Raw genomic sequence first — 21,791 nt, forward strand, 5'->3', positions numbered from 1 at the left:
TCACTCGAGCCGATGGCCGAGTCTCGATGGCTGCACGCTGCCGAACCGACGCACACCGGTCCAGTCGGCACGGCTCGCGCCGACTGGCTTCTCGGAATTCCCCTACCACGTAGGAGCGATCGGCTCAGGGCCTGTCGAACTCCCCGTCCCGCGCGCCCGACAAAAACGCATCCCACTCCGACGGCATGAACACCAACACCCCACCGTGAGGATTCTTCGAGTCACGAACCCCCACACGCCCACCGTCCAGATGCGCGATCTCGACGCAGTCACTACCGGCGGAACTACGAGTGCTCTTGAACCAGCGCGCTCCGGATAGGTCAACGGACACAGTCGAACTCCTTCGCTACCTGCCGCAGCAGGCGTTTGCTACTCGGCACGTCCAACGCTACCCGCTGCATGACCTCGATTGCAGCTCGATAGCGGCGAACCGTGCTCGGTCGCTCCAGATAGATATCACCGGTATAGCTCTGGACGTAGACCACCGGTGGCTCCAGCGCCCGCCCGTCATTGTCTGCCGCAAAGTCCAGAATCGTGAACGGTCCGGTGGAGGTCCCCAGTGGGTACCCCGCCCCGAATGGAAGCACTTGAACGCGAACGTTCGGCGGCAGGTCCGCCAGGTGCCGCAGCTGCATTGACATGACGCGAGGGCCGCCGACCACTCGCCTGGTTATCGCTTCGTCCAGCAACAGCACCGCATTCAGCGGCGCGATATCGCGGGTGATCAGCGCTTGCCGGTTGCGCCGCACCCGGACACGACGCTCGATCTCCTCGGCGGTATCCATCGGGAAGTACACCCGGTCGAGCGCACGCGCATACTCGGGGATCTGAAATATTCCGGGCAGCAGATCGGGACGGTAACTCGTGAGATGGGAGGCCGCCGCCTCCATCTGAATGTAGGCGTTGAACGTCGGATTCACCTGATCGGGAAACTCGTCCAACCATGACGGCGTCCTTCCCTGCGCCGCGAGCGATTTCAACACCGGCAGCATGTCCACCCGCTGATACAGCTTGCACAGCCGCCGCAGGTCTTCGTCGCGCACGATCACGTTCGGCGCACCGGTTTCCAAGCGGTGCAGCGTTCCAGCCCCGCGCCCGATTGCCCGCGCCGCCACTTCGATGGACAGTCCCGCCTCCTGCCTCATCCCGCGCAGGCAGCGGCCGAGGCTGCGGTGTGGAACGCCCCCGGTCCCGCGAATATCGGCTTTGAGCTGCCGAATACCGGCGCTCGTATCGCTCTCCCCCATGCTGTTTGCTCCCTTCTGTGGAATATCCACACCCGCTGACTGGAATGTTCCGAAAGTTATTGTGGAAGGCCATATTTCGCCCTTCTGGAGGACATTGTGCAGGGTCGCTGGAAGGTGTCCAGGGCTTTTGCCACTTTCCATCCCGAATTTCCGCGGGAAGGTCAACGCGGCCCGCGTCCGGTGCTCCACTGACCGCGTGATCGGCGCGGCGAGACACCCCGTTCGCCGCCATTCGACCAGCGGAGGACACATGACCAACGCACTACCGCAACGCGTTCCGTTCCCCCGGCCGCGCGCCTCCTACAAGGGCGTGCCGCTGCCCGTGCTCGAGCGCTACGCGGCCGCGCTGCGGCAGTGGGCCGCCGCACCCGAACGTCCCGGAGGCGGGGTGCCGACCCCTCCCCCGCCTCCGGTGACCCTCACCGAAGCCCTGTCATGGACCGAGTGACCCGGCGTCGTCCCGTCCGAGCGCGGAGGCCGTGACCGTGCGCCGGTACTACGTCGAAGTGTACTGCTGCGGCCCGCGTTGGCTCATCCATGTGCCTGCCGTGGATCGCTGGACGGTGACCGGCGACAAGTCGGCGATCCGGTCCACCGCCCGACGGATGATCGCGGCGACGACCGGCCACGCCGAGGACTCGTTCGAACTGGACCTCGCCGCGGGCCGGGCACTGCGCGATGCCGAAGAGTTCGCGGTGGGCTCCCGGGTGCTGACGCGGTGGCACGCGCCCGACGAACCGGCGGAGCGCGTACCTCCGGAGTGATGCGGTTCCGAGAACTCAGGTCGCCGTGATCCGAGCGGAACGCGGCGATCCTCCGGCTGCGTTTGCGGGTCGAGGCAGCCGAGCGTCAGGATGAAATACTTCTCGCATCATCCTGTGGCGTTCGCCCGCGTCCTCGACTCACGGTTCCCGCCCACGTGGTCCCCCCGCCTTCGGCAGATACTTCAGCCAGTCTATTCGGGCGAATAGTACGACAGCAGCGAGAAGCGCGATCTGAATCGCTATTCCGAGAGGTGAAGTGAACGAATCGAGGAACGTGTCACTGAGTTGCCGCTCGGCGACGGTGGTAGCCGTGACGTAGAACGAATAACTGACGAGTCTGCCCGCGATATGCGCGAGGGTTATCGGGAGCAATCGCACGCCCATCAACCCGGCAGCTTCGAACATCTGCGCGGACGGCAACGGCGACACCACGAATACGGCGAGTCCGGCGAGAGAACGCCCGGTGTGGCCGGTGACGTACTGGTTGGCGGCCTCCAGAGAGGCCTTGCGACGCTCGCTGAGGTGGTCGCGGACCCGGTTGGTGGCGACCGCCAGCAGGTAGCGACCGGCGCCCGAAGAGAAGGCGCCGAGGATGACCACGGCGACCGGCTCCAGGTGCCAATTCAACCCGAGAAGCACCACCACCAACGCGCCGGGCGGACCGAACGCGGGCATGAGGTTCACCGCGAACACCACCGCGATGAACGCCAGATAGTACAGCGCCGGGTTCACGGTGCTCCCGTCCCGTCCGACGCTTGCGAATCAGTCGTCATCGCACCTTCTTGTCGTACATGCCTGCGCGTATCGAGTCCATCAGGCGTATGCGAGCCCCGGCCAGAGAACAAGGTCACCGGTCGTCGTCGATCGGCCCTGCCGAGAGTGAACCGGCCCGAGCTAGCGTGGCCGCGGCGCGCCCGCGGCCACGGCCGAGTCCCGCGCATTCAGCCACGCTGTCATCGCATCGAGTGCGAGCCGGAATCCGTTGAGATGTGCTCGATTCAAGTATCCGTGCCAGGAACGCGGCACCACGGTGTACGACACCGGGACCCCGGCGGCGGCGAGTTCGGCGGCGAAGGACTCCCCCGAGGCGCGAAGGGTGTCGTGGTCGGCGTCGAGCATCAGAGCCGGCGGCAGGCCGGTGAGGTCGCGACCGCCGGGGAAGGCGCCGCTGTTCAACAGGTCCTTGTTGCCGACGTAGTTGAGGTTCATCCGGTGGACGGCGGGCGGTGACAACTGCCGGTATCCGGCCAGTCCGCGCACGGCCGCGCGCACCGATTCCGACAGCGGCGGCGAATCGGCGGTCGGACGTGACTACGCGCCGGCTGCGTTCGCGTCTCGAGGCAGCCGGTCGAGGAACCTGCGGACCTCGGCGGCTTCGCCGCTTCCGGTGGTCGGCAGGCGCAGCAGCTCGAAGTCGTAGCGCCGGCAGATCTCGTTCTTCAACGCGTCGCGGGCGAGCTGCTCCGGGTTCGCTTCATGGGTGCTGTGGCCGTCCACCTCGATGGCGCCGACGTTCTCGTTGGTGATGCGGTTGTAGATGACGAAGTCGAACGACGATCGGCGCCGGACGAACTCGCGCTGGCGATCGTCGAGCCGGTCCAGACTGCGCGGGAACACATTTTGCAGGTAGACCTGCCGGTGTGTCGCGAGGTGGCCGTAGCGGGGTTCGGCGAGCACTCCCTCCAGCATCGTCAGGGCGATGTCCTCCGAAGGCCACTCGGTACGCCCCCACCCGATACGCGGGTGCGCACGCCGCCGCTGCCTGTAGTCGGTGTACAGCAGGTCGAAGATCGACACCACATCGCTGTCGACGACCGCGTTGTCCGGGTCCCGGTACCGGATGTAGCCGATCAGATCGCGCAGGTGCCGGCTCTCCGGCAGCCCGGAAGGATGTGTCACCAGGATGAACAAGCGCATCGCCCGGGACACGGCCACATTGATCAATTTGGGATCGTCGGCGAACTTCAATGCTGCCCGGCTGCTGGGGGTGTCGTCGAGCACCGTGGTCATGACGACCGCGTCTTTCTCTCTTCCTTGGAATCGGTGCACGGTGTCGGACTCGATGGCCTCGATCAGGGCATCCGTCGCCTTGTCGGCCTGACGGCGATACGGAGTGGTGACCCCCACCTCGTGCGCCGGGATATCGGCGGATATCCACGGGATGACCTCGTGCCGGATCACGTCGATCTCGCGCTGGTTGCTGCGCCCCTTCGACTTCGGGTCGTCGTCACCGTAGGTCCGGCGCATGTGGTTGCCGGGAGCGGTCCGCACCACTGTCATCGGGGCGACCCCCGGTGTGCTGCGCGTATACGGAATCAACTGGCCGTCGTAGAACTTCCGGTTGCAGAACTCGATGATGTCCGGATCGCACCGATAGTGTTCACGCAGCATCCGCCGAGGCAACTGATCGTTGTACCGTTCGATGACCGAGGACAGGATGCTACGCCGGTAATCGAAGACCGGATCGGGTGCCGGAGGAGGGTCGGTGAGCTCCTTCGTGACCGGCGGCAGCTGTTCCAGGTCGCCGACCACGATGACATTCCGTGCACATGCCAGTGCCGGGCTCACCGTCACCAGGTCCACCTGTGATGCTTCATCGATGATCAGGTAGTCCAGTAGGGCCGAGCGTCCGATGCTGTTCTGGAGCGAATGGCAAGTGCTCAGGATCAGCGGGTAGTCGTGGGTGAACTGTCCGAAGTTCTGCCGATACCGTGACGTGTAGACCATGCGGGACAGCGAGCCGTACCGGGTGCGCAGCGCGTCACGCAGCAGCTGCTGGGACAGCCGCGCCTGGTCGGTCAGCAGCGCGTCGAAATTCTTGCGCTCCAGCGTTCTGGTCAGTTGCTCGGCCTGCCGCTCGAGTTCGGCGATCTTCTTCTCGTAATACAGGCGCTGAATTCGCAGCACGACGTCGATGTCGCCGGCGTCGACGTGGCGCAGCGCCCGGTACTTGAAGTAGCGATTCATCATGTCAACCAGCCGCCCCCAGCCACTGTCGCGGATCCAGCGCGGATCGGTGTCGGCGATGAAATCGAGCAGTTTGCCCGCACTGTAGCGGCGCAGCAGCGGCAGGTCGTCGGCGTCCGGTACCTCGTGGCGGTCGAAGAACGACTGGAAATGCTTTTGTTCCAGCCGGTATGCGTGCAGCTGGTGGCGCAACTGTGCGCGCAGACGATCCTGTTCCAGTAGCGCGGCCAGGCGCCGGTTCACCTTGACGAGTTGGTCCGCGGCACCAGCGTCAGGTGCGGGACCGGCGCGCAGCATCGCATCGACCGCCGCGTTGCGTTGGCCCTGGCTGTCGAAGAACTCCTGCCGCTTCTCGGCGCGCCCCAGATTGGCCGCCACCATCCCGAAGCCTTCCTTGGTCAGCTTCTCGAAGACGTTGTCGACGGCGGAGTTGCTGAACGACACCACCCCCACCGTCGCGCCAGGTCGGCAGATGACCGAGGCGATGATGTTGAGGATTGTCTGCGTCTTCCCGGTTCCGGGCGGGCCGTCGATAACCGAGATGGGATACCGCAGCGCATTGAGCACCGCATCGCTCTGGCTGATGTTGGTGCGGAACGGGTACACCGGCAGCGGTATCTCGTCGTCCGGGCGGGGCTCGACCGGCGCCTGCTCGAGAATTCGGGTCAACGCGCTTTCGGGGTGAATGAAGCTCAGGTTCTGGTGGTTTCGGAGCAGTACGCCGGAATCGCCGGTCAGTTTCTCCGCCACCTTATGCCAGTACTTCAGCACATCTCGGGAGCCGGGGGTGATGGCAGCATTCGGCAGCACCTCCACCCGATCCGCGCTGTAGGCGCTCCATTCGCCCTTACTGTGCATATGCCACCACGATCCGGCCTCCGGCGGTCCGGTGAACAGGTAGGCCTCGGTCGCGTCCTGCGGGGATCCGTCGACGAACAACAGCGCGTGCCGCCCCAGCGGCACTCGCGCAGGCCGGTCGAGAACCGTCACTCGCTCCCACCCGAACGCGTAGTCCTTGGACCTGCCGAACCGCACCCGGACCCGCTCCGATCGCGGTTCGTATTCGGTGATCTCCAGGGTCTTGTCCTCCGGGAACGAGTCCTCCTTGCGACGGATGACGACCGCGACAACCCGCGGATCGAGCATCGACCCCCCTTTTTTTCGCAACCGCAGCGTGCGGTGCTCGATTTCCACGCCGCTCCGGCCAGCGCCAGCGGATCGACGTTCACGCAGCGCCCAGACTACCGCTGAAACACATTGTGCGGGAGGACTATTCGCGGCTCAAAGTAGATCTGCGGCGGCGGGTCGGGTAGCCGGCCCGCACCACCAACCCGGCGCATTCGTCAGTGAAGCCAAACCGTCCACACGGCCTGCGCATCTCCCCCAGCCGCGCCAGCTCGCGAGTGGCCCTGCGCTCGGCGCCGATCGGGAACACCCTGCGCGACGTCAGCAAGGCCTGTAGAGCTCCGGTTTCTCCGACCATGCCGCGGCGTTCACCCCGGTGGTGGATGCGTTCGGCAATGACATTCGCCATCGGCCACCGCACACATCCGTATCTACCACGCCGTCGGCCCCGGCTGCGACAGTCGGCAGTGTCATCGACCATTGGGCGCTCACGGGGGACTTCGACAGCACGTGGAAGGGCACCGACCTCACAGGCCCACTGAAACCGGGCAGCGCTCATCTACACGAGATTGGAACGCCATGCAGATGCTCGTCCGACTCCGAAATGTCGCCACGGCTCTCGTCGCGACCGCCATGCTGGCAACTACCGGATGCGGCAGCGACACCGAGTCCACCTCGGAACCAGCCGCGACCGACGCGGCCCCAAAGCCCACGATTGTTCTGGTCCACGGCTCTTTCTCGGACAGCTCCAGCTGGGACACCGTCGCGAAAAACCTGCGCGGTCAGGGCTATGAGGTGGTTCAGCCCGACAATCCGCTGCGGGGCCCCGCAGCGGACGCGGCCGCCGTCACCAGAGCTATCGAAGAGATAACCGGACCGGTCGTCCTCGTCGGGCACTCCTACGGCGGTGCGGTGATCAGCAATATCCACCGCCCGAACATCAAGGCCGAGGTATTCGTGGCGGGCTTCGCACCGGAGAGCGGGGAAACGGTGCTGGCCCTCAGCGATCCCGCTCGTTATCCGGGCAGCAAGATCGAAACGGCGCTGCGGATCCAGCCCACCGAGAACGGGGCGGAGGTGACGATGGCACCGGAGCAGTTCGGTGCGGTTTTCGCGCAGGATGTCAGCGCCGATGTCGCGGCACGGCTCGCGGCCAGCCAGCGCCCGACCTCCGTCGCCGCGAACACCGAGCCGAGCGGGGAACCGTCGTGGGCCAAGGTGCCGTGCTGGTACCTGATTTCGACCGATGACCTGACCTTTCCGCCTGCATCGCAACGGTTCCAGGCTGACCGCATGCAGGCACGAATCAGCGAGGTGAAATCCTCGCACGCCTCGCCGGTGTCACACCCGGATGAGGTCGTCGCGACCATCACCGCCGCAGCAGGCAGCTCCTAGTACTCCAGCCGCATTTTCGATATGCAATCGGCGTCGCCGCTGGTAGTGGGCCTGTCTGCTCGGTCATCTCCGCGTTCGTGACGCACTTGCTCGTCCAGAGGGCGGTCCGGAACCTCCCCGTTGTTGTGGCGGCGGCCGGGACGGAGTGGCGACGTCATCGAACGTTGCGACTCGGTCCCGGCTTTCACCACGACACGGGTTTCGCAGTTCCGCTACAGCCAGCCCGCGTTCCGGGCGATACGGATCGCATCGATACGATTGCGGCCGCCGATTTTGGCGATCGCATTCGATAGGTAGTTGCGCACGGTCGCGGACGAGAGGAACAGCGATCGCCCGATTTCGTCGGTGCTGATCCCGGTCTCGGCGGCCCGGAGCACGTCGGCCTCGCGGGTGGTGAGGGGACTGGTGCCGGTTTCGAGGGCCGCGGCGACCAGGTCCGCATCGATCACTCGCTCACCGGCGACGACCTTACGGATGCTGTCGGCGAGCGTCTGTGCCGGTGCGTCTTTGACGACGAAGCCGCGCACATGCGCCTGCAAGGCGCGCAGTAGGTACCCCGGTTGACTGAGCCCGGTCAAGATGAGCACCCGGCACTGGGGAACATGTTCGTGGACACGTTTGGCGGCGCTGAGGCCGTCGAGGCCTGGCATGTCGATATCAAGCAGTGCGACATCAGGTCGCGTGCGCAGGATTTCGTCGACGATACGATCGCCGCGATCGAGTTCTGCGACCACGTCCATGTCGTCCTCGCGGGAGAGCAACGCCACCAGCGCGCCGCGGATCATGTGCATGTCTTCGGCGACCAACACTCGAATCATCGTGTCACCTCCGGTATTTCGATGCGCAGCCGGAATCTGCCGTCCCTGCTCTGTTGCGCGGACAAGGTACCCGACAGCGCCGCGGCACGCTCCGCGAGACCGGACAGGCCATTGCCCGCGCCGGTCTTCTTCTGCGCGCCGTCGTTGACGATTTCCAGAAAGACCATGCCGTCGTCACGGCCGGCGACAATCGAGCAGGTGCGCGCGGCACTGTGCCGTAGCACATTGGTGACGCCTTCGCGGGTTCCCCATGCGAGCGCGTCATCTACTTCGGGCGTGAGCTGTGGCAGGTCGATGTGGTGGTGGGTGTCGATGCCGACGGCGGAAAGGAGTGCGGCGGCCCCCTCGGCCTCGGCCTTCAGCGAAACGGTGTGTTCGCCGAGTGTTACCCGGCGCATCGCCTGGAGGGTGTCGCGAGCGAGCGTGGCGACGCCTTGAATCTCCGATTTCGCCGCGCCGGGGTCGCTCGCCAGCAACGCGGCAGCCAGGTCACCTTTCAGCGACACTGCCGAGAGACTTTGACCGAGCAGGTCGTGCAGATCTCGGGATACCCGGAGCCGCTCGCGCTCGGCCGCCTGCTCGGCCAGGTCGGTGCGGGTTCGGTCGAGCTGGTCCACGGCGCGTACCAGCAGCGTCACGCCGATGAGGCACGCGGAGAGCACGGTGAACACGACCACCACCTCGATGACGTCCGCAGTGATCAGCCACCTGTCGGCACGGTCGGAGCCGACCAGATTGCCCACCGCGGTTCCGATGATCGGCACCGTCACCAGGATGAGCCGGACCCACCCACGGAACAGCATTGCGGCCGAGGCGATGAAGAACACCTGGCTGATGCCCCACGCCACCGGAAACCAGGTCATCGGAAAGTATACGAGCCCGGTCAGCAGCAGGAACGTCACCGGCCACAAGCGTGGGCGTTCGTTCGGGATCGTGCCGAACGCATGGCGAAGGTGGACCAGGACCACAGCGGCCGCGACAACCCACAACAGAACGGCGACGCCGAACTGATCGGGGCCTTGCGCGGGCGCCCGCGACGGTGCCAAAGCGCCTGTTGCACAGGTGGTTCCGATCAGGAGCACCCGTGCGTGCCGGACCGTCACCAGCCAGGGTCCGACGAGGGGTCGCGATGCATCGGTCATGCGCTGCTCCCTGGGCTCGGTACGAGCGTCTCGACATGGCACTCGAGCACCCAGCCACCGTCGACCTGACCAACGGCGAGCACCACCGACCCGTCCGCCCCGTCGCGAAGCAGCCGCGCCAGCACGGAGCGCAGAGCGGCGCGGAGCGATTCGTCTGCCTGCTCCGGCAGCCCGGTGGCGGGAAGCTCGAACCGGGCTTCGATCCCCGCAGCGGTGAGAAGTGCCGACGCAGAGGCGATCTCATGATGGAACGCCGGATGCTGGAAACCGCGGATCAGTTGGCGGGCCTCGGACAGACCGCGACGCGAGACATCGACCAGAGCTTCGAGCTCGGTGCGAGCCGATGCGCGATCTCCGTGGGCGGTGAACTCTTCCGCACGACTCGCGGAGGCGGTGATTTCCACGAGCGCTCGTTGCACCGTCCGCGCCAGTTCACGATCAATGCGCAGTCGTTCCCTCGCGACTGCCCGCTCGGCGAGGGCCGCCCCGGCACCACGCAGCCTTCGCAGGGCGACGACCATCCAGACCAGCGTGTATACCGCGATGACTCGCATTCCGGTCGTCACCGACAACCACACCGCGTCCTGCTCGGACGCGCCGAGCAGCAGCGCCGACGGCGCCGTGGCAGCGACGAGGATCAGCGAGATCGGCAGCGCGAGGATCGGCCGCAGCGTCAGGACGACGACTACGGCGACGACGTGCAGGGTGTTCAACCAGGGAACCCCGAGCACGGGCGTCGCGCCGAGCACTAGCGCGGCCAGTACCGCCAACGTCAATGACGCTCCACGCGGTATGGCGGCACGCATAGCAAAGACTATGTGCCGCAGATAGATCGGCAGACACACGGTCAGCAGAACGGCGGTCACGCCGACATTGGACCTCGGGTCGGCGCCACTGCTGGTCACCGTCGCGAGCAGGGCCAACAACGCGAGCGACAGCGCGGCCACGACTGTACCTGTCGCGGCGACATCCACGATGTCGCGCGGCATGCGTGCAGGTAGACGCCCCAATGCCCCCGGTGCGGCTCCGCCCCCCTCGAGTCGGGCCGCGCTCTGTGCCGGCGCACGCTCCAACGTGACCGCTACCACCCCCGTGAGTGTTCCCCAATTGCGGATAGTCCACGAGTGACGAATGTGGACGTTCACCCATGATATTAATCATCGAACGCTGTCGACATACACCTCTGGTGACCTTCCGGACCGGGATGCGATCGTCGAGTCCGTGGGTCCAACGAGGGACGTATGGTTCGGCTTGCCCCCGGCACTGGGGGCTCGCACAAGCATCGATCAGTCCGTAGCTTGAAATTCGGGCCGTAGCTTGAAATTGATTTCGGGTCTCCGCGTGCCGGCTCTCTCGGAGCGGAGACCCTCGGGTGGACAAATCAGGCAACAACAACAGCCTTTCTGGGCGCACAGTCAGCAGTGCGCCGCTCGAAGTTGCTCTTGGGAGGGAGCAGACATGTTACGAGGACATCGTTCTTCGCCCGATTGCGCTGCGGAAAGCCGTAACTGGCGCCGCGCGCGGTGCCCGCAGCGATAGATCGGACGTCGTTGATGACCACCATCGAGCAAGCCAGATTCGCTCGGTCGCGCGGACACGGGAGCAACTCCGTTGCAGGACAAGCAGTTCCGATGTTGCTGGGCGTGGCGACCGCCAACCCGCCGACGAGGTACAGTCAGCGCGAACTGATCGACCTGCTGGCAATCGACGACCCGAAGATCCGCGGCATCTTCCTCAACGGCGGTATCGAAAGCCGTTATCTTACGTTGCCGCCCGTTGACGACGAAGGAAACTTCAGGTCCGAGACGCAGGGCGAGTTGCTGCAAAAGCATCGGCGCCACGGGGTGACGACCGGAGCGGCGGCAATTCGCGAGTGTCTCACCGGAATCGGCAGATATCCGCACGAGGTCGACTACCTCGTCGCGGTGACGACGACAGGGTTCCTCACGCCTGGATTCAGTGCGCTGTTGATCAACGAGCTCGGGTTGTCGCCGCGGACCGCGCGGTTGGATGTCGTCGGAATGGGATGCAACGCCGGGCTGAACGGGTTGACCGCCGCAGCCGCGTGGGCGACCACGAATCCGGGCAAGCTAGCGGTCCTGGTATGTGCCGAATCATGTTCGGCGGCATACGTATACGACGGAACAATGCGGACAGCAGTGGTCAACAGCCTGTTCGGCGACGGCGCGGCCGCGGTGGCAGTCAGCACCGACGCAGCACACGCTCGTCCCGGACAGCCCGCGGGGTGTCCGACGCCGCGGCTGTTGGGCCTGCACAGCTACATGATTACCCACGCCGTGGATGCCATGCGCTATGACTGGGACGACGAGGCCGGAAAGTTCAGCTTCTACCTCGACAAAGAGGTCCCCTACGAGGTCGGTGCGCACGTGGAGACGGTCGTCGACCGGCTGCTCGGCGAAGCCGGGCTGCGGCGCAAGGAGATCACTCACTGGATCGTGCATTCCGGCGGTAAGAAGGTGATCGACGCGGTGAAAATAAACCTTGGTCTGACGAATCACGATCTGCGGCACACCGTCAGCGTCATGCGGGATTACGGAAATCTGTCGAGTGGATCGTTCCTGTTCTCGTATCAACGACTTCTCGCCGAGGGTCGTGTGGCGCGCGGAGAATACGGCGTCTTCATGACGATGGGCCCCGGCTCACAGATCGAAACCGCGCTGTTGCAGTTCTGAGCAGCAAATCGTGAAAACTTCCACGACGAAAGGCAACTCGTGACTGTCAATCCGCGCGAAGACGAATTGCAAATGTTCATCACCGACGTAGCGGCGAATACCGGGCTTTCGCCGGATCTCACCACGTCGGTGGTGGCAGCGGCGGTGGCGGCCGAGGACGCCTCGGCGACGTCAGGAACCTGTGTCGTCCTGCGTATCGTCGGGGCGCGGACCGGTCAGCGGTTCGCCTGGCCCGGTCGGGTCACCGTTGGTGATGTGGGCAAATGGGAAGGTGTGTTGCGCCGCCTCGAGCGAGCGCCGGCGCCGATCATCGCCGTCGTCGACGGCGATGCCTACGGACCCGCCGCCGAGCTGCTCCTCGTCGCCGACTACCGGATCATGCAAGCGGGCACGACCTTCTCGTTCGCGTCGACGGACGCCGGAGTCTGGCCCGCGATGGGGGTGTATCGGCTTGCGGCGCAGGTCGGTATCGGCCGGGCACGTGAGCTGGCGGTACAGGGAAGAGCGCTGTCGGCCGAGCTGGCTCGGGCCTGCAGCGTGGTCGACGCGGTAGCCGAACCCGGTGCCGAAACCGACGCGGTCGCCACCGGCCTCGCGATTTTCGAATCCTCTGTCGGATCCGAGATCGCGATTCGCCGACGCCTCGTGCTGGACGCAGCGACAACCCGGTTCGAAGATGCGCTCGGCGCGCATCTGGCCGCATCCGACCGAACGCTACGACGCGAGCGGGCCGCATCATGACCACCGCCGCCGGCACCAGCTCGATCACCGGCGACCTCGACCTGGATCGGGTGGAGTTACACACGGCCGCACGTGAACACGCCGCACTGCTACGCGCGCTCGGCTCGGTTCGAGCCCGCGACGACATCGCCGCGGCACGTGCCGCCACGGCGCACCGGGATCTTCGCCGACTGCGCCGGGAGTTCCTGCGCCGGCACCTGAGCACGGTTTACCGTGCGGCAACCGACGACCTCCGGCGTGGTCTACGACTGTCGGAGCTCGGTGCGGCCACGACCGAGCTGTTTCCCGGTCTGCTCCCGGATCCGGAGCAGTTGGGCGCCGACGCCGAGGTGGCGCAGCCGGAGAAGGAGGGCTGGGAGATCGATCAGGGGATCTTCTTCCACGCCGTGTTCGCGGATCCGGTGGCCGGCAACCATCTCCTCGACGAGATGCGCGCCCCGACGACTCGTGCCACCGACCTGCTCCCCGAGTTCCGGTCCACAGGTGCGATCACTCTGCCGGCCGTACACCTGGCGCGCAGTGGTGCCACGTCGACGATCACGATCACCAACACGGCTTGCCTCAACGCCGAGGACAACCAGCACGTCGCCGACATGGAAACCGCGGTCGACCTGGTGCTGCTGGATCCTATGTCGCACGTCGGCGTCGTCCGCGGCGGTGTCATGGACCATCCGCGCTACCGCGGCAGACGAGTCTTCAGTGCCGGAATCAACCTCGCGCACCTGCACCAGGGCAAGATCTCGTTCCTCGACTTCCTGCTACGTCGGGAGACCGGCTACATCGCGAAGATCCTGCGTGGACTCGCCGAAGAAGACACCGCGTGGCCCGGCGGCCCGGCCTGCAAGCCCTGGATAGCGGCCGTCGACTCCTTCGCGATCGGTGGCGGGGCACAGCTGCTCATGGTCTTCGACCGTGTGATCGCCGGCACCGACAGCTATATCAGTCTTCCCGCCGCACAGGAGGGCATCATCCCGGGCGCGGCGAACCTGCGTCTGGGGCGGTCGTCGAACTTCCGGTTGTCCCGGGACGTCATCCTGTGGGGCCGCAAGCTCTGGGCGACCGACCCGGACGCCCGTTTCGTCCTCGACACGGTGGTCGAGCCGGCCGCCATGGATCGCGAGATCGCGGAAGCCGCAACAAGACTCGCGTCACCCGCAGTCGTCGCGAACAAGCATATGCTGGTCGGCGCCGAAGAGCCGCAGGATGTTTTCCGCCGCTACCTGTCGGAGTTCTCGCGTCACCAGGCCATGCGCCTCTACTCCGCCGACGTGATGGCCAAGACCGGACGATTCCAGCAGTCGGCCAGCCGATGACCACCGCCATGGACCTGTGCACGGTCGACTACCGCAAGCACGGACGTATCGCCACCGTGCAGCTGAATCGACCGCACGTGCTCAACGCGATGAATCTCGCCATGCACGCCGAGCTGGCGCGGGTCTGGGACGACATCGAAACCGACGACAACATCTGGCTGGTCGTCCTGAGCGGGGCGGGGAAAAAGGCATTCTCGGTCGGTCAGGACCTCGAGGAACTTGTCGAACGAATCGACAACGGCTCGGCCCGATCGTCGTTCGGCAGCGCCGGAAAGCCGGGATTCCCGCGCATCACCGAGCGGTTCTCGTTCGCCAAACCGATCATCGCGAAAGTGTCCGGGTACGCGCTCGGTGGCGGCTTCGAGCTCGCACTGGCCTGCGACATCGTCGTCGCTTCCGCGGACGCCCAATTCGGTCTCACCGAGGCCAAATTGGGCCTCATACCGGGCGCGGGTGGCGTCTTTCGGCTGCCCCGCCAGGCGCCGTATCGGATCGCGATGGGGCACCTGCTGACCGGACGCACCATGACTGCCGCGCGTGCCTTCGAACTCGGTCTGGTCAACGACGTGGTACCCGAGACCGACCTCGATTCGTGCGTGGAACGCTGGGCCGCCGACGTTCTCGCCTGCGCGCCGTTGTCGATTCGCGCGATCAAGGAGTCCGCCGCTGCGTCGATCTCGATGCCGTTACCCGCTGCCTTCGCTGCCGAATACCGGTGGGAGCGCATCAGGGCCGACTCCACCGACGCCGAGGAGGGCCCCCGGGCCTTCGCCGAAAAAAGAGCCCCGAACTGGACCGGACGATAGGAGCAGAATGAATTCACCTGAGCTCGGCCGCGATGTCGTATTCGACTACCTCCGCGACGCCGGAGTCGAATACATCTTCGGCGTCCCCGGCACGCAAGAAATCCCGTTGATCGACGCAACCACGATTCCGGAGTACGAGGTCGACTATATTCCGTGTCTGCACGAAAACATCGCCATGGGTGCCGCGATGGGGTACGCACGGGCATCCGGGCGGCCCGGTGTCGCGCTGGTACACATCACGCCGGGTGCGGCCAATATCACCGGGAACCTTTTCAATGCGTATACGTCGAATATCCCGGTACTCGTCCTGTGCGGTCAGCAACACAGTGACCTGTTGATCCAGGAGCCACTGCTCGGCTCCGATCTGGTCCGCACCGCGGGGCAGTATGCGAAGTGGGCGCACGAGGTCCGGGATGCCGACGAGATACCCATCGTGATGCAGCGCGCCTTCAAAGAACTGCTCTCCCCTCCGTTCCGCCCGGTCTTCCTCTCCATTCCGTGGAACTTCCTGATCGAGCAACCCACCTTGCAGGAGGAAGCCCGCACGACTCGAATCGCGCACGCCGTCACCGGCGACCCTGCAGGCGTCTCCGCGGCGGTCGACACGCTCGCGAACGCGAAGAATCCGGTCCTCCTGGTCGGCGACGGCGTCGGCGAGGCCGGTGCGTGGCCGGAAATCGAACGGCTCGCGAATCTGCTCGGTTCCGCCGTGTATTCCGAGTTCCAAGCGAGCCGGATGAACTATCCGAACGACCTACCGCACTGGCAGGGCGAGTTGCTGCCGATCCAGGACGGCATTCACATGCAGCTGGAGGGATTCGACACCATATTTCTCATCGGAGTGAATTCACACGCGCAGATATCGGTCTTCCGCTGGGAGAAGGGCCCGATCATTCCGGCGCACCTGATCCAGGTCGCGTTGCACAACGATCCGTGGCAGATCGGCAAGAACTACTACTCCGAGGTCGGTGTCCTCGGCGACATCAAGAAGACGCTGCCGCTGATCATCTCCGGCATCGCCGACCACGCCCGCTTCGACAGGACCTCAGCCGAAACCCGGAACAAGAAGCTCCTGCGGCTCGGCGCACAACGCGACGAATCATTCTCCACCAAAGCCGACAAATTCCGGCGCCTCGAGAGCGAAGCGCCGATACCCGGTCATCAGGTCGCATTCGTCCTCGCGGAAGTGCAGAAGACCCTGGACAAGCCGATTACCGTTCTGAACGAGGCATTCTCGATCGGCAGCGTCATCCAGAAGGCGATACACTACGATTCACCGGACGCCTACTTCTGCACCTCGGGCGGCTCACTGGGATTCTCCCTTCCTGCCTCGATCGGAATTTCCCTGGCTCTGCAGCAGGAGCGTTTCGTCGTAAACATCATCGGCGACGGCTCTGCTTTGTTTCACACCAACTCCTGGTGGACCACCAGCAAGTTCGACCTGCCCGTGCTGTACCTCGTCGTGAACGACTCCCAATACACGTCCCTGATGATCGGCCTGGGCCTGATCGAGAAGGTCTACGGTTGGAAGCCGACGAACCCGCCCTCCTACCTGAGCCTTGGCGATCCCCCACAGGATTTCGCGGCGATCGCCAAGACATTCGATATCGGCAGCGATGTGGTCACCGACGCGAGCAAACTGCGCAGGGCGATCGAACGCGGATTCAAGGTGATTGCGAACGGCAAGCCGTACGTCATCGATATTCGTACCGATCCCGGCGCGCCCGACAAACCGCCCACCGTGGATGTACTTCTGGCCGAAAAGCCCGGTGTGGACCTCGACCTCGTCGAAAAGCTGCGCCAAATCGGCCCTCCGTGAGAGCGAACCCGAGGAGACACTGATGCGTACACCCGACACTTTTATCGCCGCGCTCGGCTCGTTCTTGCCCGCGACGGTCACCGCCGAGCAGGCGGTGGCACAAGGCCTGTACCCGGCCGAAACCGCCGAGATGCACGAGCTCGGCGGTGCGGCGGTTGCCGGCCCGATACCCGCACCGGAAATGGCGCTACGGGCCGCGGAGACCGCGGTCAAGCGGTCGGGCCTGGCCGCGGACGAATTCGATCTGCTGCTGTACGCGAGTACCTGGCTGCAAGGGCCGGAAGGCTGGCTGCCGCACCCGTATCTCCAGCGGCATCTCGTCGGCCCGATACCGGCATTGGAGATCCGGCAGGGCTGTAACGGAATGTTCTCCGCACTGTCGATGGCCGTCGAATACCTCCGCGCGGATTCGGACCGGCGCAGCGCACTGCTGGTTGCCGCGGACAATTTCGGCACGCCCCTGATGGACCGCTGGCGGATGTCGGCGCTGTTCATCGCGGGCGATGCCGCCTCGGCGGTGGTGCTCACCAAGACGGACGGGTTCGCCCAGCTGTTGTCGGTGTGCTCCACCTCGATTCCCGAGGCGGAAGAGATACATCGGGCCAGCGAACCACTTTTCCCGCCCGGTGTTTCGCTCGGGCAGTCTCCCGATTTCTTCGCCCGCCTGCAGGAAATCACCGCCAAGGTCGCGGCCGCTCCCGAATCGCCACTCGGAGCCGCCATGGCCAGGGTGCGCGAGGAGATCCCGGTGGTGGTCGGCCAGGCGCTCGACGAGGCCGGTATCGGCCTCGACGACATCGCCCGGGTGGCGTTCTTGAACTGCTCGCGCGAAGCCACCGAGCAGCGCTGCATGGTGCCGCTCGGGCTGCCGATGGAGAAGTCGACCTGGGACTTCGGGCGGATGATCGGCCACTGCTCGGCCAGTGACCAAATTCTGTCCTTCGAGCACCTGGTCACGACCGGACAACTCGGCGCGGGGCAGTACCTGTTGCTGTTCGGCTCGGCGCCCGGGGTTCTGTTGTCCGCCGCCGTCATCAAAGTGCTGCGCGAGCCGGGGTGGACCGAATGACGAGGAGTGAGAACGACATGTCGCATCGACCGAACACCGACGATTTCCAGCGTGCCGGCGCCGAGCCCGTGGCGGTGGTCGGCATCGGCTGCCGGTTCCCCGGCGATGTCGGATCACCGGAGGACTTCTGGCGCCTACTCGCCGCGGGCCGGGACACCTACGGTGAGATACCGGACGAGCGCTGGGCTCGGTACCGGCAGCACACCCCGCAGTTCGCGACCGCCTTGCGGCACACCGTCACCCGCGGCAGCTTCTTGCGCGACATAGACCGATTCGACGCGGAGTTCTTCGGCATCTCGCCCCGCGAGGCCTCGCTGATGGACCCGCAGCAGCGGCTGCTGCTCGAGGTCACCTGGGAGGCGCTGGAGCAGGCCGGGCTCCCGCCGCGCGAGCTGGCCGGCAGCGACACCGGAGTGTTCGTCGGTGTCTGCACCGGCGACTACGGCGCACTGATGCTGGAGGATCTCGCGAGCATCGAGGCATGGACCGGCATCGGGGCGGCGACCTGTGCGGTGGCCAACCGTATCTCGCACTCGTTCGATCTGCGCGGCCCGAGCGTCGCGGTGGACACCGCGTGCTCGGCGTCGCTGGTTGCCCTGCACCTGGCCACACAGAGTCTGCGCAATGGGGAGTGCGAGGTGGCCATCGTCGGCGGGGTCAACCTGGTTGTGACCCCGGGACAGACGCTCACGCTGAACGCGGCGGGCGCCCTCGCACCGGACGGGCGCAGCAAGGCGTTCGACGCCGCCGCCGATGGCTACGGGCGCGGTGAGGGGTGCGGCGTCGTGGTGCTGCGCAGGCTCGCCGACGCACAACGCGACGGCGACCAGGTGCTCGCGGTCGTGCGGGGCAGTTCGGTCAACCAGGACGGCCGGACCAACGGAATCATGGCGCCGTGTGGCGAGGCCCAGACGCATGTCATGCAGCGAGCCTGCGCGCACGCGGGTATCGATCCGGCCAGCGTCGATTTCGTCGAGGCACACGGTACCGGCACTCGGCTCGGTGACCCGATGGAGGCGCAGGCACTGGCCGCGGTGTACGGATCAGGCCGCCCGCCCGGCGAGCCCTGCCTGATCGGTTCGGTCAAGTCGAACATCGGTCATCTCGAAGGGGCCGCCGGAGTCGCGAGCGTCATCAAGACCGTGCTGGCCTTGCACCGGGCGGAAATTCCGCGCTCGCCCCTGGTGACCGAGCTCAACCCGGAAATCCCATGGGACCGAGGTGAGATCCAGCTGGTCACCGAGCACATGCCGTGGCCGGCTCGCAGCGGTCCGCGCCGTGCCGGGGTGTCCGGCTTCGGGTACGGCGGCACCGTCGCGCATGTAGTGCTGGAGCAGGCACCCGAATCGGCGGATGCGCCCGCCGCCGAGCCCGATGGCGAGATCGGCCGGCTGTTCCCACTCTCCGCGGGATCCGATGCCGCCCTGCGGGCATACGCCGATCGGCTTGCGGACTGGCTGACCGAGAGAGCAGGCCACGTGTCACTCGAGTCGGTCGGGCACACCCTGGCCATGCGCCGGTCGCGCCTCGACCGGAACGCGGCCGTCGTGGCCGGTGATGAGAACGAGTTGGTCGCGCGGTTGCGCGAGCTGGCGGCCGAGCGGCCGGATCCGGGCGTGGTAACCGGAGTCTCCGCCGCCGAGCCCGGCAAGGGACTGGTGTGGGTCTTTTCCGGGCACGGCTCGCAATGGCGTGGCATGGGCCGAGACCTGTTGGCTGTGCCGGAGTTCGCGGCCGTCGTCGACGCGATCGAGCCGATCTTCGACGAGGAGATCGGGTTCTCGCCGCGGCAGGTCCTTATCGACGACGAAGTCGACGGCGTGGACCGGATCCAGACAATGATCTTCGTGATGCAGGTCGGCCTGGCCGAGGTGTGGCGGTCCTACGGCGTGACGCCCTCCGCCGTCATCGGCCACTCGGTCGGCGAGATCGCCGCCGCGGTCGCCAGCGGAGCGCTGTCACTCGCCGACGGCGCCCGGCTGATCTGCCGCCGCTCGATCCTGCTGCGCCGCGTGTCGGGCCAGGGTGCCATGGTGATGGCGACGATGCCGCTGGACGAGGCGGCCGAGCGGCTCTCCGGCCGAACAGATATGGTCGCGGCGATCGCGTCCTCGCCGCTGCAGTGCGTACTTTCCGGAGATCCCGCCGCGATCGAGGAGGTGATCGAGCGCTGGCCCGCCGAGGGCATCGGCGTCCGCCGGGTCGCGTCCGATGTCGCCTTCCACAGCCCGCACATGGACCCGCTGCTCGCCGACCTGGCCACGGCGAGCGCAACGCTGACCTATCGGCCGCATTCCGTGCGGATGTACTCGACGGCGCTGCCCGACGCCCGGTCCGAACCGGCGGCGGACGGACACTACTGGGTCGCGAACCTGCGTAACCCGGTGCGACTGGCCGGGGCGGTCGAGGCCGCGCTGGCGGATGGTTTCCGCGACTTCCTGGAGATCTCGCCACACCCTGTCGTGGCGCATTCGATCCGCGAGACAATTGGCGAGAGCGATGTCGAGGATACGTTCGTGGGCACGACGCTGCGCCGTGAACTGCCCGAGCGGCAGACGTTCCTGGCAGCCCTCGGCGCCGTGCACTGCCGTGGGATTCCGGTCGACTGGACCAGGTTGCAGCCATCCGGAGAGCTGGTCGGATTGCCCGGATACGCCTGGCAAGGACGCCAACTGTGGCACGCGCCTTCGCCGGCAGGGCGGGTGCCTGGCCCTGGCCACGACATCGACTCGCACACCCTGCTCGGCACGCCGAGCAGCATCGCGGGCAGCGAGCTGCGTGTCTGGCGCTCGGTGCTGGAGGACGACAACCGTCCATACCCCGGCAGCCACGCGCTGAACGGTGCCGAAATCGTCCCCGCCGCAGTGCTTGTCGAGACGTTCCGGCAGGCCAGCGGCCTGATCGGAGACCAGGTCGAACTCACCGCCGTCGAGATGCGCCACCCGCTGCTCACCGACGGCACGCGCGAGATCCAGGTCGTCGGTGACCCGGATCGGGGTGAACTGCGGATCGCTTCGCGAACACCGGCCGAAGATCCGGAGGAAGACCCCTCGTGGCTGATCCATGCACAGGCAGCGACGGTCCCGGAGGATGCGCGGACTCCCCTGCCCAGGAGTCTGGGCGACGCTGCGGCGCAACGACTACTGCCGGTCGATCCGCAGCTCGTCCACCAGCGGCTGGCCGCTGTCGGAGTGCCGGAAACCGGGTTCGACTGGACGGTCGAGGAACTGCAGTACGGGGTCGATGTGGTGCGGACGCGGGTGACCGTGGCGGCTGGGGGTGCAGCCACCTGGGCGCCGCTGCTCGACGCTGTAATGTCCATCGCGCCTGCGGTTTTCGCCGGTGACCCGGCATTGCGCATGGTTGTCCGGATCGACAATGTGACAACCGCGGGCACACCGCCACAACAGGCACTAATCGAAGTCGCGTTGGATAAGGGCCGCGCCGACATCGTCGACGGGCTCGTCGCCGACGCCGACGGCACGGTGGTGGCTCGTGTGACAGGCATGGCGTACCCGGTCATCGATCGCCCGGTCGATGACGATCCGGCGGCGGGCGCTGCCACCACGTCCAGGCTGTCGCTTACCGACCTGACGCCGGAGCGGTTGCGCGAGGTGATCTCGGAGGAAGTGACCGGCACGATCGCGGCCGAAATGCGGTTGCCCGCAGCGAGCGACCTGCATCCGCGCCGACCGCTGCTCGAACAGGGCCTCGACTCCGTCATGACCGTGACGATCCGCAAGAAACTGGAAAAACGGTTCGGCCACAAGCTGCAGGCCACCGTCTTCTGGCAGCAGCCGACTGTCGTCGCGATCGCCGACCACCTGACGGAAATGCTGTCCGGCAGCCAGTCGTAGTTGGTTAGCTGATTGCTGGCTATTGCCGGAGCGGC

The 21,791-nt window shown here is 66.0% G+C and carries 19 protein-coding genes; 10 read left to right on the plus strand and 9 right to left on the minus strand.

Translation table 11 applies throughout. From position 1 onward, the window contains the following. Positions 1 to 124: 124 nt before the first annotated feature. Positions 125 to 331 carry a DUF397 domain-containing protein gene (locus IU459_RS29175; RefSeq protein WP_195132800.1) on the minus strand — a complete coding sequence of 69 codons (207 nt, stop codon included), beginning with the start codon at positions 329 to 331 and terminating at the stop codon, positions 125 to 127. Then, on the minus strand, positions 321 to 1,247 hold the full coding sequence (locus IU459_RS29180) for a helix-turn-helix domain-containing protein (RefSeq protein WP_195132801.1): 927 nt from the start codon (positions 1,245 to 1,247) through the stop codon (positions 321 to 323). The genes IU459_RS29175 and IU459_RS29180 overlap by 11 nt, the downstream gene beginning before the upstream one ends. Positions 1,248 to 1,497: 250 nt before the next feature. Between IU459_RS29180 and IU459_RS29185 the strand changes: the two genes are divergently transcribed. Together IU459_RS29185 and IU459_RS29190 are read left to right on the plus strand one after the other, a co-directional pair. Beyond that, complete coding sequence (locus IU459_RS29185; RefSeq protein ID WP_195132802.1) at positions 1,498 to 1,695, plus strand: hypothetical protein; 198 nt, start codon at positions 1,498 to 1,500, stop codon at positions 1,693 to 1,695. 31 nt (positions 1,696 to 1,726) lie between these two features. Next, complete coding sequence (locus IU459_RS29190) at positions 1,727 to 2,011, plus strand: hypothetical protein (protein ID WP_228838691.1); 285 nt, start codon at positions 1,727 to 1,729, stop codon at positions 2,009 to 2,011. Positions 2,012 to 2,149: 138 nt separating this feature from the next. Here IU459_RS29190 and IU459_RS29195 read toward each other — a convergent pair whose 3' ends face one another. The 4 genes from IU459_RS29195 to IU459_RS29210 form a co-directional block, all read right to left on the minus strand. After that, a complete protein-coding gene (locus IU459_RS29195; protein WP_195132804.1) occupies positions 2,150 to 2,743 on the minus strand; it encodes a hypothetical protein in 594 nt (197 codons plus the stop codon). A gap of 162 nt (positions 2,744 to 2,905) precedes the next feature. Further along, a complete protein-coding gene (locus IU459_RS29200) occupies positions 2,906 to 3,283 on the minus strand; it encodes an alpha/beta hydrolase (protein WP_195132805.1) in 378 nt (125 codons plus the stop codon). A 39-nt stretch (positions 3,284 to 3,322) separates the two neighbouring features. Then, positions 3,323 to 6,124, minus strand: coding sequence for an AAA domain-containing protein (locus tag IU459_RS29205; protein WP_195132806.1), 2,802 nt, complete (start codon positions 6,122 to 6,124; stop codon positions 3,323 to 3,325). Positions 6,125 to 6,248: 124 nt separating this feature from the next. Continuing rightward, complete coding sequence (locus tag IU459_RS29210) at positions 6,249 to 6,512, minus strand: hypothetical protein (RefSeq protein ID WP_195132807.1); 264 nt, start codon at positions 6,510 to 6,512, stop codon at positions 6,249 to 6,251. A gap of 170 nt (positions 6,513 to 6,682) precedes the next feature. On the opposite strand from IU459_RS29210, the gene IU459_RS29215 reads away from it, so the two are divergent. Beyond that, entirely contained in the window at positions 6,683 to 7,498 is an 816-nt protein-coding gene (locus IU459_RS29215; protein ID WP_195132808.1) for an alpha/beta hydrolase, read from the plus strand. 212 nt (positions 7,499 to 7,710) lie between these two features. Here IU459_RS29215 and IU459_RS29220 read toward each other — a convergent pair whose 3' ends face one another. Genes IU459_RS29220 through IU459_RS29230 form a run of 3 tightly spaced genes read right to left on the minus strand, consistent with a single transcriptional unit; the run spans position 7,711 to position 10,447 of the window. Further along, positions 7,711 to 8,316, minus strand: a complete 606-nt coding sequence (locus tag IU459_RS29220; protein ID WP_195132809.1) for a response regulator transcription factor — start codon at positions 8,314 to 8,316, stop codon at positions 7,711 to 7,713. Further along, positions 8,313 to 9,458 (minus strand): sensor histidine kinase, encoded by a 1,146-nt coding sequence (locus tag IU459_RS29225; RefSeq protein ID WP_195132810.1) that lies wholly within the window; start codon positions 9,456 to 9,458, stop codon positions 8,313 to 8,315. The genes IU459_RS29220 and IU459_RS29225 overlap by 4 nt, the downstream gene beginning before the upstream one ends. Then, a complete protein-coding gene (locus tag IU459_RS29230; RefSeq protein ID WP_195132811.1) occupies positions 9,455 to 10,447 on the minus strand; it encodes a hypothetical protein in 993 nt (330 codons plus the stop codon). The genes IU459_RS29225 and IU459_RS29230 overlap by 4 nt, the downstream gene beginning before the upstream one ends. 642 nt (positions 10,448 to 11,089) lie before the next feature. On the opposite strand from IU459_RS29230, the gene dpgA reads away from it, so the two are divergent. Genes dpgA through IU459_RS29265 form a run of 7 tightly spaced genes read left to right on the plus strand, consistent with a single transcriptional unit; the run spans position 11,090 to position 21,756 of the window. After that, positions 11,090 to 12,151 carry a 3,5-dihydroxyphenylacetyl-CoA synthase DpgA gene (gene dpgA, locus IU459_RS29235; protein ID WP_228838692.1) on the plus strand — a complete coding sequence of 354 codons (1,062 nt, stop codon included), beginning with the start codon at positions 11,090 to 11,092 and terminating at the stop codon, positions 12,149 to 12,151. Between the two features lie 39 nt (positions 12,152 to 12,190). Beyond that, positions 12,191 to 12,892, plus strand: coding sequence for an enoyl-CoA-hydratase DpgB (gene dpgB, locus IU459_RS29240; RefSeq protein WP_324199074.1), 702 nt, complete (start codon positions 12,191 to 12,193; stop codon positions 12,890 to 12,892). After that, on the plus strand, positions 12,889 to 14,205 hold the full coding sequence (gene dpgC / locus IU459_RS29245) for a (3,5-dihydroxyphenyl)acetyl-CoA 1,2-dioxygenase DpgC (protein ID WP_195132813.1): 1,317 nt from the start codon (positions 12,889 to 12,891) through the stop codon (positions 14,203 to 14,205). The genes dpgB and dpgC overlap by 4 nt, the downstream gene beginning before the upstream one ends. Next, positions 14,202 to 15,011, plus strand: a complete 810-nt coding sequence (gene dpgD, locus IU459_RS29250) for an enoyl-CoA-hydratase DpgD (RefSeq protein WP_195132814.1) — start codon at positions 14,202 to 14,204, stop codon at positions 15,009 to 15,011. The genes dpgC and dpgD overlap by 4 nt, the downstream gene beginning before the upstream one ends. A gap of 7 nt (positions 15,012 to 15,018) precedes the next feature. Beyond that, on the plus strand, positions 15,019 to 16,830 hold the full coding sequence (locus IU459_RS29255; protein ID WP_195132815.1) for a thiamine pyrophosphate-binding protein: 1,812 nt from the start codon (positions 15,019 to 15,021) through the stop codon (positions 16,828 to 16,830). A 22-nt stretch (positions 16,831 to 16,852) separates the two neighbouring features. Continuing rightward, a complete protein-coding gene (locus IU459_RS29260; RefSeq protein WP_195132816.1) occupies positions 16,853 to 17,899 on the plus strand; it encodes a ketoacyl-ACP synthase III family protein in 1,047 nt (348 codons plus the stop codon). A gap of 17 nt (positions 17,900 to 17,916) precedes the next feature. Further along, the gene (locus tag IU459_RS29265) at positions 17,917 to 21,756 is read left to right on the plus strand and encodes a type I polyketide synthase (protein ID WP_228838693.1); all 3,840 of its coding nucleotides are present in this window, start codon (positions 17,917 to 17,919) and stop codon (positions 21,754 to 21,756) included. Positions 21,757 to 21,791 lie beyond the last annotated feature (35 nt).

It is taken from the genome of Nocardia amamiensis, from assembly GCF_015477605.1.
GTDB classification, from domain to species: Bacteria; Actinomycetota; Actinomycetes; order Mycobacteriales; family Mycobacteriaceae; genus Nocardia; species Nocardia amamiensis_A.